11 protein-coding genes are annotated in these 14,957 nt (G+C 71.3%); all 11 read left to right on the top strand.

Annotated elements, in window-relative coordinates; all coding sequences use genetic code 11:
• The first annotated feature begins 208 nt into the window (after nucleotides 1–208).
• Nucleotides 209–1,732 (top strand): sugar ABC transporter ATP-binding protein, encoded by a 1,524-nt coding sequence (locus ACFYQ5_RS09925; RefSeq protein ID WP_389195716.1) that lies wholly within the window; start codon nucleotides 209–211, stop codon nucleotides 1,730–1,732.
• Nucleotides 1,729–2,784, top strand: coding sequence for an ABC transporter permease (locus ACFYQ5_RS09920; protein ID WP_389195713.1), 1,056 nt, complete (start codon nucleotides 1,729–1,731; stop codon nucleotides 2,782–2,784). The genes ACFYQ5_RS09925 and ACFYQ5_RS09920 overlap by 4 nt, the downstream gene beginning before the upstream one ends.
• Nucleotides 2,785–2,853: 69 nt before the next feature.
• Nucleotides 2,854–3,891 carry a substrate-binding domain-containing protein gene (locus ACFYQ5_RS09915; protein ID WP_389195710.1) on the top strand — a complete coding sequence of 346 codons (1,038 nt, stop codon included), beginning with the start codon at nucleotides 2,854–2,856 and terminating at the stop codon, nucleotides 3,889–3,891.
• 47 nt (nucleotides 3,892–3,938) lie between these two features.
• Nucleotides 3,939–5,159 carry a Gfo/Idh/MocA family protein gene (locus tag ACFYQ5_RS09910; RefSeq protein ID WP_389195707.1) on the top strand — a complete coding sequence of 407 codons (1,221 nt, stop codon included), beginning with the start codon at nucleotides 3,939–3,941 and terminating at the stop codon, nucleotides 5,157–5,159.
• Nucleotides 5,160–5,171: 12 nt separating this feature from the next.
• Complete coding sequence (locus tag ACFYQ5_RS09905) at nucleotides 5,172–6,176, top strand: sugar phosphate isomerase/epimerase family protein (RefSeq protein WP_389195704.1); 1,005 nt, start codon at nucleotides 5,172–5,174, stop codon at nucleotides 6,174–6,176.
• A 402-nt stretch (nucleotides 6,177–6,578) separates the two neighbouring features.
• Nucleotides 6,579–10,286, top strand: coding sequence for a ThuA domain-containing protein (locus tag ACFYQ5_RS09900; protein WP_389195701.1), 3,708 nt, complete (start codon nucleotides 6,579–6,581; stop codon nucleotides 10,284–10,286).
• Nucleotides 10,287–10,390: 104 nt separating this feature from the next.
• Nucleotides 10,391–11,509, top strand: a complete 1,119-nt coding sequence (locus ACFYQ5_RS09895) for an inositol-3-phosphate synthase (RefSeq protein WP_389195698.1) — start codon at nucleotides 10,391–10,393, stop codon at nucleotides 11,507–11,509.
• The gene (locus ACFYQ5_RS09890) at nucleotides 11,506–12,630 is read left to right on the top strand and encodes an SCO3242 family prenyltransferase (protein ID WP_389195695.1); all 1,125 of its coding nucleotides are present in this window, start codon (nucleotides 11,506–11,508) and stop codon (nucleotides 12,628–12,630) included. The genes ACFYQ5_RS09895 and ACFYQ5_RS09890 overlap by 4 nt, the downstream gene beginning before the upstream one ends.
• Entirely contained in the window at nucleotides 12,627–13,490 is an 864-nt protein-coding gene (locus ACFYQ5_RS09885) for a sugar phosphate isomerase/epimerase family protein (RefSeq protein ID WP_389195692.1), read from the top strand. Before ACFYQ5_RS09890 ends, ACFYQ5_RS09885 begins: the two co-directional genes overlap by 4 nt.
• A complete protein-coding gene (locus tag ACFYQ5_RS09880; protein WP_389195689.1) occupies nucleotides 13,484–14,107 on the top strand; it encodes an EboA domain-containing protein in 624 nt (207 codons plus the stop codon). The genes ACFYQ5_RS09885 and ACFYQ5_RS09880 overlap by 7 nt, the downstream gene beginning before the upstream one ends.
• Complete coding sequence (locus tag ACFYQ5_RS09875; protein WP_389195686.1) at nucleotides 14,107–14,955, top strand: TatD family hydrolase; 849 nt, start codon at nucleotides 14,107–14,109, stop codon at nucleotides 14,953–14,955. Before ACFYQ5_RS09880 ends, ACFYQ5_RS09875 begins: the two co-directional genes overlap by 1 nt.
• Nucleotides 14,956–14,957 lie beyond the last annotated feature (2 nt).

Here is a 14,957-nt window from a genome sequence, read left to right as displayed (position 1 = left end):
CCTCCGTAAGAAGCCTGTCCAGAGCTCCGCCCGCAGGACCGCACCGCACGAGCACCCCGCACCGCACCGCACCGCACGAACACAGCGATACCACCCAGCAGTTCCGTCAGCAGTACGGCACCGCCGGCACTGCGCCCTGCCCGCTCACCGGCCCTCCCCGCGCTCTCGGATTCGAGCAGGGGGGACCCACCCGCCGAGGGGAATCGTCATGGCACCTGAACCACCTCTGCTCACGATGTCCGGCATCACCAAGTCGTTCCCCGGTGTGCGCGCCCTCGACGGCGTGGACCTGGAGGTGCTGGCCGGTGAAGTCCACTGCCTCCTCGGCCAGAACGGCGCCGGCAAGTCCACGCTCATCAAAGTGCTGGCAGGGGCCCACCAGCCCGACGACGGCGCCATCACCTGGCGCGGCGAGCCCGTCCAGCTCTCCTCGCCGATCACCGCCATGCGCCTGGGCATCGCCACCATCTACCAGGAACTCGACCTGGTGGAGGGCCTGTCGGTCGCGGAGAACGTCTTCCTCGGACACGAACCGACCAGCGCGGGCTTCGTCGTGCGGACCCGCGTGGCCCGCACCGAGGCCGCAGCCCTCCTGAAGCGCCTCGGGCACCCGGAGATCGACCCGGCCCGCCTGGTCGGAGACCTCTCCGCCGCCCACCAGCAGATCGTCTCCATGGCGCGGGCGCTCTCCCACGACGTACGGCTCATCGTGATGGACGAGCCGTCCGCGGCCCTGGACCCCGACGAGGTCGACAACCTCTTCCGCATCGTCGACGGGCTCACCGCCGACGGGGTGGCCGTCGTCTACATCTCCCACCGGCTGGAAGAGATCCGCCGCATCGGCGACCGGGTGACGGTCCTCAAGGACGGCAGGGCCGTCGCCGTCGGACTCCCCGCCCAGTCCACCCCCACGCGCGACATCGTTGCCATGATGACCGGCCGCAACGTGGAGTACGTCTTCCCCGAGCGGCCCGCGCCCGGCGCCCGGGCCTCGGCCGATCCGGTACTGAAGGTCGAAGGGCTGTGCCGCAAGGGTGAGTTCGAGCCCGTCGACCTGGAGCTGAGGCCCGGCGAGATCGTCGGCCTGGCCGGACTCGTCGGCTCCGGACGCTCCGAGATCCTGGAGACCGTCTACGGCGCCCGCAAACCGACCGCGGGCCGCGTCCTCGTCGACGGCACACCGCTGCGCGCCGGCAGCGTCCAGGCCGCCGTGGCCGCCGGAATCGGCCTGGCTCCCGAGGAACGCAAGGCGCAGGCCCTGCTGTTGACGGAATCCGTCACCCGGAACGTCTCGGTCTCCTCGCTGTCCCGCTTCTCCCGCGCCGGCTGGCTCGACCGGGGCGCCGAGCGCGAGGCCGCCAGGACCGCGACCCGTGATCTCTCCCTGCGGCCCGACAACCCGGACGCCGCCGTCCGCACCCTGTCCGGCGGCAACCAGCAGAAGGCGGTCCTGGCCCGCTGGCTGCTGCGCGGCTGCCGGGTCCTCCTGCTCGACGAACCGACCCGCGGTGTCGACATCGGCGCCCGCGCCGAGCTCTACGCCGTGATCCGCCGGCTGGCCGACGAAGGCCTCGCCGTACTACTCGTCTCCAGCGAAGTGCCCGAAGTGCTGGGCCTCGCCGACCGGGTGCTGGTGCTCCGGGAAGGCCGTGTCGTGCACACGGCCGACGCCCGGGAGCTCGACGAGCACCGTGTCCTCGACCTCGTCATGGAAGGGAGCCCGACGTCATGACACAGCCCGCACCGTCGGCGCAGCACCACGGGCCGGAGAAGGGGACCGTGACCGGCCCCCCTGCCGCGCCGCCATCGAAGCAGGGCGGCGGTGGCCGGCGCGCACTCGGCCTGCGCTTCGACGTCCGTAACCTGTCGCTGCTCGGCGTACTCGCCGTCCTGATAGCCGTCGGCGGCCTCACCGAACCGGACGCGTTCCTGGACACCGGGAACCTTCAGCTGATCCTGACGCAGTCCTCCGTCATCGGGGTCGTCACCGTCGGTATGACCCTGGTCATCATCGGCGGCGGCATCGACCTGTCGGTCGGCGCGATGGTGGCCCTCGCCTCGGTCTGGGCGACGACGCTCGCCACCCAGGACTTCGGCTTCGCGGGCATCCTCTTCACCGCCGTGATCGTCGGGCTGGCCGCCGGACTCGTCAACGGGGTCCTGATCGCCTACGGGCGCATGGTCCCCTTCATCGCGACGCTCGCCATGCTCGCCTCGGCCCGCGGGCTCGCCCTGCAGATCACCGACGGCAAGACACAGATCGTCACCGTCCAGTCCGTCCTCGACCTGGGCCTGCCCGACGCCTACGTCCTGGGCATCCCGCCCCTGGTCCTGGTCTTCGCCGCGGTCACCGTCGTCGGCTGGCTGATCCTGAACAGGACGACGTTCGGACGGCGTACGGTCGCCATCGGCGGCAACGCGGAAGCGGCCAGGCTCGCCGGCATCGACGTACGCCGCCAGCGGCTCTACCTCTACCTGCTCTCCGGCCTGTGCTGCGGCATCGCCGCGTTCATGCTGATCATCCTGGCCGGCTCCGGCCAGAACACCAACGGCAATCTGTACGAACTCGACGCCATCGCCGCCGCCATCATCGGAGGCACTCTCCTGAGCGGCGGCCGGGGCACCATCGTCGGCTCCGTGCTCGGCGTCCTGGTCTTCACCACGATCACCAACATCTTCGCGCTCAACAACCTCCAGAGCGACGTCCAGCAGATCGCCAAGGGCGCGATCATCGTCGCCGCCGTCCTGGTCCAGCGCCGCACGCTCCGCAACGGCGAGACCTGACCTCTCCGCGTCACCGATCACCCACCCGCAGTTCCGTAGGCAAGACACCGGATGAAGGGTTTGACAGCCATGCCAGAAACCAGCCGCAGAGGACTGCTCTTCGGCACCGCGGCCGTCTCCGCGGGGGCCTTCCTCACCGCCTGCACCAGCAACGAGCCCAAGGAGGCGGCGGCCGCGCAGAGCAACCAGCCCGCCGCCGACGACAAGCCCGGCAAGCCCGTCACCATCGGCTTCGCCGGCCCCCAGGCCGACCACGGATGGCTCAACGCCATCAACGTCCAGGCCAAGGCGCGGGCGGAGAAGTACTCCGAGGTGACCCTGGAGACCACCGAGGGCTCCAACGACACCGCCGCCCAGATCGGCCAGGTCAAGACCCTCATCAACAAGAAGGTCGACGTCCTCGTCGTCCTCCCCGCCGACGGCAAGGCGCTCACCCAGGTCGGCCTGGAAGCCATGAGGGCCGGCATCCCGGTCGTCAACCTGGACCGCGTCTTCGCCTCCCCGCAGGCCTACCGCTGCTGGGTCGGCGGCGACAACTACGGGATGGGCCTCAACGCCGGGCACTACATCGGCGAGCAGCTCAAGGACAAGGCGAACGCGAAGGTCGTCGAGCTCGCCGGCATCGACAACCTGGAACTCACCAAGCAGCGCAGCAAGGGCTTCGCCGACGCCCTGAAGAACTACTCCAATGTCGAGCTGGTGGCCCGTCAGGCCGCCGACTTCACCGTGGAGTCGGGCCAGGCCAAGATGGCACAGCTCCTCCAGGCGCAGAAGCAGTTCGACGCCCTGTGGAACCACGACGACGACCAGGGCGTGGGCGCGCTGCGGGCCATCCAGCAGGCGGGCCGTGACGAGTTCATCATGGTCGGCGGGGCGGGTGCGAAGTCCGCGATGGACGCCATCAAGGCCGACAACAGCGTCCTGAAGGCCACCGTGCTCTACCCGCCCACGATGGCCGCCTCGGCGATCGACCTGGCACGCGCCCTGGGACAGAGCAAGGGCATCGCGGGTCTCTCCGAGATGGAGATCCCGACCTCGCTGACCCTGTACTCGGCCGTGGTCACGAAGGAGAACATCGACCAGTACCTGCCGACGGGCTTCAGCTGATCGCGCACCGCCGCAGCCACCGAACCACCGACGAGGAGGAAGCCCGCATGGCCCGTAGGGAAGAATCGGAGCAGGAGACCGAGGGACCGCCGCCACCCACGACACTCGGCGTCGGCATGGTCGGATACGCCTTCATGGGTGCCGCCCATTCCCAGGGATGGCGTACCGCGGGACATGTCTTCGACCTGCCGGTGAGACCGGCTCTCGCCGCGATCTGCGGACGCGACCGCGCGGCCGTGGAGGCGGCCGCGGAGCGCCACGGATGGGCTGCCGCGGAGACCGACTGGCGTGCCCTGATCGCCCGGGACGATGTCCAGCTGGTCGACATCTGCACCCCCGGGGACAGCCATGCGGAGATCGCCATCGCCGCGCTCGAGGCGGGCAAGCACGTGCTCTGCGAGAAACCGCTCGCCAACACGGTCGCCGAGGCGGAAGCCATGGCGGAGGCCGCGGAGCGGGCGGCCGCCCGCGGCCAGGTGGCGATCGTGGGCTTCAACTACCGCAAGGTGCCCGCCCTCACCTACGCCCGCACGATGATCGAGGAGGGCAGGCTGGGCGCCCTGCGGCACGTGCGGGCCACCTACCTCCAGGACTGGCTCGTCGACCCCGCGTCGCCGCTCACCTGGCGGCTCGACCGCGAGCGCGCCGGATCCGGCGCGCTCGGCGACCTCGGGGCGCACATCGTCGACCTCGCCCAGTACCTGGCGGGGGAGCCGCTGGTCGGGGTGTCGGCGGTGAGCGAGACCTTCGTACGAGAGAGGCCCGTGCTCGCCGGCGCCGCAGCCGGACTCTCGGGAGCCGCGGACGGCACCGCACGGGGGGCCGTCACCGTCGACGACGCGACCCTGTTCACCGGGCGGCTGGCGTCGGGAGCCCTCGCCTCCTTCGAGGCGACCAGGATGGCGGCCGGGCGCAAGAACGCCCTGCGGCTGGAGATCAACGGAGAGCTCGGGTCGATCGCCTTCGACCTGGAACGGCTCAACGAACTCTCCTTCCACGACCACACCGAGCCCGCCACCCGTGCCGGCTTCCGCCGGATCCTCGTCACCGAGCCGCAGCACCCCTACCTGGAGGCGTGGTGGCCGCCGGGCCACGGTCTGGGCTACGAGCACACCTTCGTCCACCAGGCCCGTGACGTGGTGCGCACGATCGTCGAAGGGCGGCCCCCCGTACCGTCGTTCGCCGACGGGCTCCAGGTGCAGCGGGTGCTCGCCGCCGTCGAGGAGAGCGCAGCCAAGAACTCCGTACACACCCCGGTCCCCTTCTAGGAGGTTTCGCGCATGCCCCGTCCCTTCACTCTCTTCACCGGTCAATGGGCCGACCTGCCGCTGGAGGAGGTCTGCCGGCTCGCCCGGGACTTCGGCTACGACGGACTCGAACTCGCCTGCTGGGGCGACCACTTCGAGGTCGACAAGGCCCTGTCGGACCCCGGCTACCTCGACAGCCGGCGTCAGTTGCTCGACAAGTACGGCCTGAAGTGCTGGGCGGTCTCCAACCACCTGGTCGGCCAGGCCGTCTGCGACAGCCCGATCGACGAGCGTCACCAGGGCATCGTGCCCGCCCGCATCTGGGGGGACGGGGAGCCCGAGGGCGTACGCCGGAGGGCGGCCGAGGAGATCAAGAACACCGCCCGGGCGGCGGCCGCCTTCGGGGTCGACACGGTCATCGGCTTCACCGGGTCGTCGATCTGGCATCTGGTCGCCATGTTCCCGCCGGTCCCGCCGCACATGATCGAACGCGGCTACGAGGACTTCGCGGAGCGGTGGAACCCGATCCTCGACGTCTTCGACGCCGAGGGCGTCCGCTTCGCCCACGAGGTGCACCCGAGTGAGATCGCGTACGACTACTGGACCACGCAGCGGGCCCTGGAGGCGGTGGACCACCGGCCGGCGTTCGGGCTGAACTTCGACCCGAGCCACTTCGTGTGGCAGGACCTCGACCCGGTCGGCTTCCTGTACGACTTCCGGGACCGGATCTACCACGTGGACTGCAAGGAGGCCCGTAAGCGCCTCGACGGCCGCAACGGTCGTCTCGGCTCCCATCTGCCGTGGGGCGATCCACGGCGCGGCTGGGACTTCGTCTCGGCGGGGCACGGGGACGTCCCCTGGGAGGACGTGTTCAGGATGCTGCGGTCCATCGGGTACGAGGGGCCGGTCTCGGTGGAGTGGGAGGACGCGGGCATGGACCGGCTGACGGGGGCGCCGGAGGCGCTGGCCTCGCTGAAGCGGTTCGATTTCGACCCGCCGAGCGCGTCGTTCGACGCGGCGTTCGGCGGGGGCGACTAGGGCGGGTTTCGAAAGTCCCGCCCTCCGGGCGGACGGCGCTACTTCCGAAACACGAACTAGCCGTGGCGCGGAGCCCTTTCGGGGGCTCCGCGCCCGGAACCCCGCGCCTCGAACACCGGAGGGGTTCGAGCGGCCCGGCGCGCCATGACACGGCACCGGCCGAGCGCCGCGGGGCGATCCGGCCTGCCCGGACACCCTTTGTCCACCGGTGGGAAAAAGTTCGACGCAGCTGCTGCGCAAGGGCTTTCCGTGCCGGACGAACACAGCTACGGTCCCATACGTGTACACGACATGACTCGAGTCACCGGAGCCCCGTATGCGGTCCGGAGACGAGCGCGGCAGTCCCCGCGCGAACGGCATGACGCACCCGCCCGAACAACCGGCACTCCCCGGAGGACACACGTGCACAGAAGCAGCAGACGGCTCCGCGCCCGAAAATCACTCGCCCTCATCACCGGCGGACTGCTCGCCGCCGCGACCCTCACCCTGGGCTCCTCGCCCGCCGCCACCGCCGACGCCCCGCAGGCCTCGGCCGCGCAGGACGCCGCCGAGGACTTCCAGCAGGTCACCCTTGCCAAGGGCGCGGCCGAGACCGGCGAACCCATCTCGCTGGCGGTACTCCCCGACCGCAGTGTGCTGCACACCTCGCGCAGCGGAGAGCTGCGGATCACGGACGGCGCGGGCAACACGCGGATCTCCGGAACCATCCCCGTCTACTCGCACGACGAGGAAGGTCTCCAGGGAATCGGCGTCGACCCCGGTTTCGCCGAGAACCGCGCGATCTACCTCTACTACGCGCCTCCGCTGGACACCCCCGCCGGCGACGCCCCGGAGACCGGCACCGCCGCCGACTTCGCGAAGTTCGACGGCGTGAACCGCCTCTCCCGCTTCGTGCTCAACGAGGACGGCACCCTCGACAACGCCAGCGAGAAGAAGGTCCTCGACATCCCGGCCACGCGCGGCATGTGCTGCCACGTGGGCGGCGACATCGACTTCGACGCGCAGGGCAACCTCTACCTCTCGACGGGCGACGACTCCAACCCGTTCGCGTCCGACGGCTTCTCCCCGCTGGACGACCGGGCCGGCCGCAACCCGGCCTTCGACGCCCGCCGCACCGCAGGCAACACCAACGACCTCCGCGGCAAGATCCTCCGCATCAAGGTCGCCGAGGACGGCTCGTACACCGTCCCGGAGGGCAACCTCTTCGCCCCGGGCACGGACAAGACGCGTCCCGAGGTCTACGCGATGGGCCTTCGCAACCCCTTCCGCTTCAGCGTGGACAAGGCCACCGGCATCCTCTACGTCGGTGACTACGGCCCCGACGCCGGTGCCGCGGACCCGAACCGCGGACCGGCAGGGCAGGTGGAGTTCGCCCGGGTGACGAAGCCCGGCAACTTCGGCTGGCCCTACTGCACCGGCGACAACCAGGCCTACCGCGACTACGACTTCGCGACGCAGACCTCCGGACCGGCCTTCGACTGCGCCGCCCCGAAGAACGAGTCGGCGCACAACACCGGCCTGGTCGACCTGCCGCCCGCCGAGGCAGCCTGGATCCCGTACGACGGCGCGTCCGTGCCCGAGTTCGGCACCGGCTCCGAATCCCCGATGGGCGGACCCGTCTACCGCTACGACGCCGACCTCGACTCACCGGTGAAGTTCCCCGAGGAGTACGACGGGGACTTCTTCGCCGGAGAGTTCGGCCGGGAGTGGATCAAGCGCATCGAGCACGACGCCGACGGCACGGTCCAGTCCATCAACGACGTCCCGTGGACCGGGACACAGGTGATGGACATGGCGTTCGGGCCCGACGGAGCGCTGTACGTCCTGGACTACGGCCGCTCCTGGTTCGGCGGCGACGAGCACTCTGCGCTGTACCGCATCGAGAACGCCACCGGGGGCCGCTCACCGATCGCCGAGGCCTCCTCGGACAAGACCTCCGGGGTGTCACCGCTGAAGGTGAAGTTCTCCTCGGCCGGCACCACCGACGGTGACGGCGACGCCCTGACGTACGCCTGGGACTTCGGTGACGGCGGGAAGTCCACGGCCGCCAACCCGACGTACACGTACAAGAAGAACGGCACCTACACCGCCACCGTGACCGCCGAGGACCCGACGGGCCGCACCGGTTCGGCGAGCGTGCACGTGACGGTGGGCAACACCGCGCCCGTCGTCGACATGCGGTTCCCGACCGACGGACAGGTCTTCGAGTTCGGCGACGAGGTGCCCTTCGAGGTGACCGTCACCGACCCGGAGGACGGCACCGTCGACTGTTCCAAGGTCGAGGTCAAGTTCACCCTGGGCCATGACAGCCACGGGCACGACATCACCACCGAGCACGGCTGCGAAGGCACCATCAAGACCGCGATGGAGGGCGGGCACGACCCGAACGCCAACATCTACGGCGGCATCTCGGCGTCCTACACGGACGGCGGGGGCGGCGGTCAGGCCGCACTGACCGGCCGTGACCAGGCGAAGCTCCAGCCACGCCACCGGCAGGCCGAGCACTTCGACGACTCCTCCGGCATCACCACGCCGAGCAAGAGCAGCGCCCACGGCGGCAGGACCGTCGGCGACATCGACAACGACGACTGGATCTCCTTCGCCCCGTACATCCTCGACGGCTCCACGAAGCTCACCGCCCGTACCTCCTCGGCAGGAGCGGGAGGCTTCCTCGAAGTGCGGGCCGGATCGCCCACCGGCAAGATCCTCGGCTCCGCGCCCGTCCCGGTGACCGGCAGCTGGGACACGTTCCAGGACATCGACGTGCCGCTGCGCGGCGCACCGAAGAAGGCCACGGAACTCTTCCTCGTATTCAAGGGCGGAGCCGGAGCCCTGTACGACCTGGACGACTTCCAGCTCTCGAACAGCCCGGTCGACCGGACCGCGAAGCGGGTCCTCGTCTTCTCCAAGACGGGCGGCTTCCGGCACGACTCGATCCCCGAGGGCATCGCCGCGCTGAAGGAACTGGGCAAGGACACCAACATCACGGTCGATTCCACCGAGGAGGCCGGCCAGTTCACGACCAGCAACCTGGCGCGCTACGACGCCGTCGTCTTCCTGTCGACCACCGGTGACGTCCTGAACGCCGACCAGAAGAAGGCGTTCGAGAACTTCGTGTCCACCGGCGGCGGTTACATGGGCGTCCACGCCGCGGCCGACACGGAGTACGACTGGGAGTTCTACGGCGGGCTCGTCGGCGCGTACTTCGACTCGCACCCGAAGATCCAGCCCGCGACCGTCCGGGTGGAGAACCACGACCACCCGGCGACCGCACACCTGGACGAGGCCTGGGACCGCACCGACGAGTGGTACAACTACCGCACCAACCCCCGGGACAAGGCCCAGGTCCTCGCCACGCTGGACGAGACCACCTACACCGGCGGCACCATGAAGGGCGACCACCCGATCGCCTGGTGCCAGGCGTACCAGGGCGGCCGCTCCTTCTACACCGGCCTCGGCCACACCAAGGAGTCCTACGCCGAACCCGCCCTCCGTCAGCACCTGCTGGGCGGACTGCGCTACGCCGCCGGTCAGGTGAAGGCCAACTGCAAGCCGGACACCGGTTACCGGTCGATCTTCAACGGGAAGACCCTCGAAGGGTGGAAGCAGGCCGGCCCCGGGACGTTCGCCGTCGCCGACGGTGAGCTGCGCTCCGAGGGCGGCATGGGCCTGCTGACCTACCAGGCCAAGGAGCTGAACTCCTACTCGCTGAAGCTCGACTGGAAGATGACGGGCGACGACAACTCCGGTGTCTTCGTCGGCTTCCCCGAGTCGGACGACCCGTGGTCCGCGGTGAACAACGGCTACGAGGTCCAGATCGACGCCACCGACGCGGCGGACCGCACGACCGGCGCCGTCTACACCTTCAAATCCGCCAACATCAAGGCACGTGACCAGGTTCTGCGGCCGCCCGGCCAGTGGAACAGCTACGAGATCAAGGTCCAGGGCGAGCGGCTCCAGGTCTTCCTCAACGGGGTGAAGATCAACGACTTCACCAACACCGACCCGGTCCGCAGCCTCAAGGACGGTTACATCGGCCTCCAGAACCACGGAGCCGACGACCAGGTGTCCTTCCGCAACATCCAGCTGAAGGAGCTTCCCTCGGCGTAGGGCGGCCACCTCCTGCGCCGGCGGGGGGGGGGGGGGGCCCCCCCACCCCCCCCCCCCCCCCCCCCGCCCCACCACCCCTCTTCGTCCCCCCTGGGAGGCAGCCCGTGACCACCTATGCCGTTCGTACCGGAGTCTGGTTCATCGGAGCACGGGGCTCCGTCGCCACCACCGCCACCGCAGGGTGCGCGGCCATCGCGGCAGGGCTCCACCCACCGACCGGCATGGTCACCGAGACACCACCCTTCACCGACACCGGACTGCCACCGCTGACCTCCCTGGTCTTCGGCGGCCACGACACCCTCGACTGTCCCCTGCCCAAGCGGGCCGAGGCCCTCGCCGCCGGAGGAGTGCTCCCGTACGGACTGCCCCCGGCCGTCGAGGCCGAACTCACCACCGCCGACGCGGAGATACGCCCCGGCGGCCCGCTGCCGGGCGACACCCGCGGTGACGAGGAGCTCGTCGCCGCCTTCACCGCCGACATCGAGGACTTCGGCCGCCGCCACGGACTGGCCCGCACGGTCGTCATCAACGTCGCCTCGACCGAACCCGCCCCCGGCGAGGACGACTCCCGGCTGCCCGCCAGCTCCCTCTACGCGGCGGCCGCACTCCGCGCCGGCTGCCCGTACGTCAACTTCACCCCCTCCACCGGGCTGCACAGCCCCCACCTCCAGGACGCCGTCGACTCCTGCGGACTTCCCCACGCCGGACGCGACGGCAAGACAGGCCAGACGCTGCTCCGTTCCGTACTCGCGCCGATGTTCGTCCAGCGCGCCCTGCCGGTGCGGGCGTGGTCGGGCACGAACCTGCTGGGCGGCGGGGACGGGGCCGCGCTGGCCGATCCGGCGGCGGCGGCCGCCAAGAACGCGGGCAAGGAACGCGTACTCGCCGACACGCTCGGGGCCGCCCCGGAGGGCGAGGTCCACATCGACGACGTACCGGCGATGGGGGACTGGAAGACGGCGTGGGACCACATCGCCTTCGACGGCTTCCTCGGCTCGCGCATGATCCTCCAGACGATCTGGCAGGGCTGCGACTCCGCCCTCGCCGCACCGCTGGTCCTGGACCTGGCCAGGCTGCTGGCCCGCGCCCACGAGACCGGCCTGACGGGGCCACGGCCCGAACTGGGCTTCTACTTCAAGGACCCGGACGGCGGACCGGCCGCACTGCCCGAGCAGTACGCGGAACTGCTGGCCTTCGCCGCACGCCTGCGGGCCGCCCGGTGAAGCCGCTGCGGCTGTTCGCCGCCCTGGTGCCACGACCGGCGACGCCTGCCATGGCACTGGCAGCGGTGCCGGGACTGCTCGGCACCCGCCGGGCGGCACCCCCGTACCGCCTGTCCGGCGCGGGCGGGACTGCGCCCGCACCGGACAGGCCCGGCACCCGCGCACGCCTGCGAGCCTGGGCCGAACTGCTGCGCGTGTCCGCGCTGTTCAGCGTGCCCGGCGACGCCCTCGCCGGCGCGGCCGCCGTCGGCGTGCGCCCCGGCCGGGGCACGGCGCTCGCGGTCGGCACGTCGCTGTGCCTGTACGAGGCGGGCATGGCCCTCAACGACTGGGCGGACCGGGAGGAGGACGCCGTCGACCGCCCGCACCGTCCGATCCCCTCGGGCCGCGTCGCGCCGGGAGCCGCTCTGGCCGCGGCGGGCGCCCTGACGGCGGCGGGCCTGGCCCTGGCGGCCCGCGCGGGCCGCCCCGCCCTGGTGGTGGCATCCGGACTGGCGGCCACCGTCTGGGCCTACGACCTGCGCCTCAAGCACACGAAGCTGGGACCGGCCGCCATGGCCACCGCCCGCACCCTGGACCTGCTGCTCGGTGCGACGGCGACCGCGACGGCGGCCACTGCCGGGGGAGGGGCGGCCACGGCTCCCCGGTCCGCCACCGCCACCGGCGGCCCACCGGTCACCGCCCGCACCCCCGCCGCCGCGCTCCCCGCCGCCCTCGTGCTCGGCGCCCACACCTACGCCGTGACCGCCGTCTCCCGGCACGAGACGCAGGGCGGCTCGACCACCGCCCCGCTGGCGGCGCTGGCCGGTGTCGCCGGACTCGGAGCCACCGTCCTGCGCGGCCGGCCGATGCCGGGGGAGCCACCACGCACCACCGCCGGACGGCTGACGCTCGCCGTCTTCACCGGCGCCTACCTCCGCACCTCCGCGGTCCCGCTGTTCCACGCCGTCCTCCATCCGTCCCCGCCCCTCACCCAGCGCGCCGTCGGCGGCGGTATCCGGGCGATGATCCCGCTGCAGGCCGCACTCGCCGCCAGGGCCGGGGCACCCGCCGGTGGACTCGCGGTCATGGGGCTCGTCCCCCTCGCCCGCGCGCTCGCCCGGAAGGTGAGCCCCACATGACCCTCCGCCTCGGCTACGGCACCAACGGACTGACCGACCTCCGCCTCGACGACGCCCTCCGCCTCCTCGCCGACCTCGGCTACGACGGGGTCGGCCTGACCCTCGACCACATGCACCTCGACCCGCTCGCCCCGGACCTCGCCGCCCGCACCCGCCAGGTGGCCCGCAGGCTCACCGGACTGGGCCTCGGCGTCACCGTCGAAACCGGCGCGCGCTACGTCCTCGACCCCCGGCGCAAACACGGTCCGTCCCTCCTCGACCCCGACCCCGAGGCCCGTGCCGCCCGCACCGCGCTCCTCGTCCGGGCCGTGGAGGTGGCCGCCGACCTCGGCGCCCACGCGGTGCACTGCTTCAGCGGCATCACCCCGCCGGACACCACCACGGACACCGCGTGGCAGCGGCTGAGCGACGCCCTCGCCCCCGTGCTGGACGCCTCCGACCGCGCGGGTATCCCCCTCGCCATCGAACCGGAACCCGGCCACCTCCTCGCCACGCTCGCCGGCTTCCACCATCTCCGCACCCTCCTCGGCGACCCGGGCCCGCTCGGGCTCACGCTCGACATAGGCCACTGCCAGTGCCTGGAACCCGCCTCACCTGTCGACTGCGTGAAGGAAGCCGCCCCCTGGCTGCGCCACGTCCAGATCGAGGACATGCGCCGTGGGGTACACGAACACCTGCCGTTCGGTGACGGCGAGATCGACTTCCCGCCGGTGCTCGAAGCGCTCGCCTCCACCGGCTACGCCGGCCTCACCGTCGTCGAACTGCCCCGGCACTCCCACGCGGGCCCCGAACTCGCCCGCAGATCCATCGACTTCCTGCGCCGGGCCACCGGGACGACGAACGGAGCCGCGCCGTGCTGATCAGCCGCAAGGAACTCGACGACCAGCTCCGAGGGGCCGCCAGGGCCTGGCTCGACGAAGCGCTCGCCGAAGCCGCACACGCCGCGGACCACCCCGAGGCGGGCAACGGCAACCCACCCTGGGAGCTGAGGTTCGCCTCGGCGGGACGGCACTGCGGGCTGGAGCACGCCGACTCCGTACGCGCGCTGCTGCTGGTCGAAGCCCGTGCGGGGCTGCCCGCCGTGACCCGGCTCTACGAGCAGGGCACGGCCGCCGAACGACGCGCCGTCCTCCTCACCCTGCACCGGCTCGGCCTCGGCGCGACCGCGCTCCCGCTCGTCGAGGACGCCCTGCGCACCAACGACACCCGGCTGGTCGCCGCGGCCGTCGGCCCCTACGGCGCGGCCCACCTCGACGCGCACGGCTGGCGGCACGCCGTCCTCAAATGCCTCTTCACCGAGGTCCCCGTCGAGGCCCTCGACCGGCTCGGCGAACGTGCCCACGGGGACGCCGAACTCGCTCGCATGCTCGGCGACTTCGCCGCCGAGCGCACCGCGGCGGGGCGTGCCGTCCCCGCCGGCCTGCGGACCGTCCTCGACCTCACGGCCCCGGCGCCCGCCCCCACGGAGGAGTCCTGATGCGCATCTTCGACCCCCACATCCACATGACCTCCCGCACCACGGACGACTACCAGGCGATGTACGACGCCGGGGTCCGGGCAGTCGTCGAACCCTCCTTCTGGCTCGGCCAGCCCCGCACCTCGCCCGCCAGCTTCTTCGACTACTTCGACGCCCTCCTCGGCTGGGAGCCCTTCCGCGCCGCCCAGTACGGCATCGCCCACCACTGCACGCTCGCCCTCAACCCCAAGGAGGCGAACGACCCCCGCTGCACCCCCGTGCTGGACGCCCTGCCCCGCTACCTCGTCAAGGACTCCGTCGTCGCCGTCGGTGAGATCGGCTACGACTCGATGACCCCTGCCGAGGACACCGCCCTCACCACCCAACTGCAGCTCGCCGCCGACCACGGTCTTCCCGCGCTCGTCCACACCCCGCACCGCGACAAGCTCGCCGGCCTGCACCGCACCATCGACGTCATCCGCGAATCGGACCTCGCCCCGGAGCTGGTCCTGCTCGACCACCTCAACGAGACGACCGTGCGGGACGCCCTCGACAGCGGCTGCTGGGCCGGCTTCTCCATCTATCCGGACACCAAGATGGACGAGGACCGCATGATCACGGTCCTGCGGAACCACGGCACCGACAGGATCCTCGTCAACTCGGCCGCCGACTGGGGCAGGAGCGACCCGCTGAAGACCCGCAAGGTCGCCGACACCATGCTGAAAGCCGGATTCGACGAGGACGACGTCGACAAGGTGCTCTGGCGCAACCCCGTCTCCTTCTACGGGCAGAGCGGCCGGCTCCAGCTCGACACCGTCGCCCCCGGCCCGCTCCACGAGGGCAACTCCATTCTCCGCGGCGGGGAGTGAAG

This window comes from Streptomyces sp. NPDC005794 (assembly GCF_042871445.1).
Lineage (GTDB): Bacteria > Actinomycetota > Actinomycetes > Streptomycetales > Streptomycetaceae > Streptomyces.
Note: the sequence above shows the minus strand (reverse complement) of the source record. Positions and strands in the feature narration are given on the sequence as shown.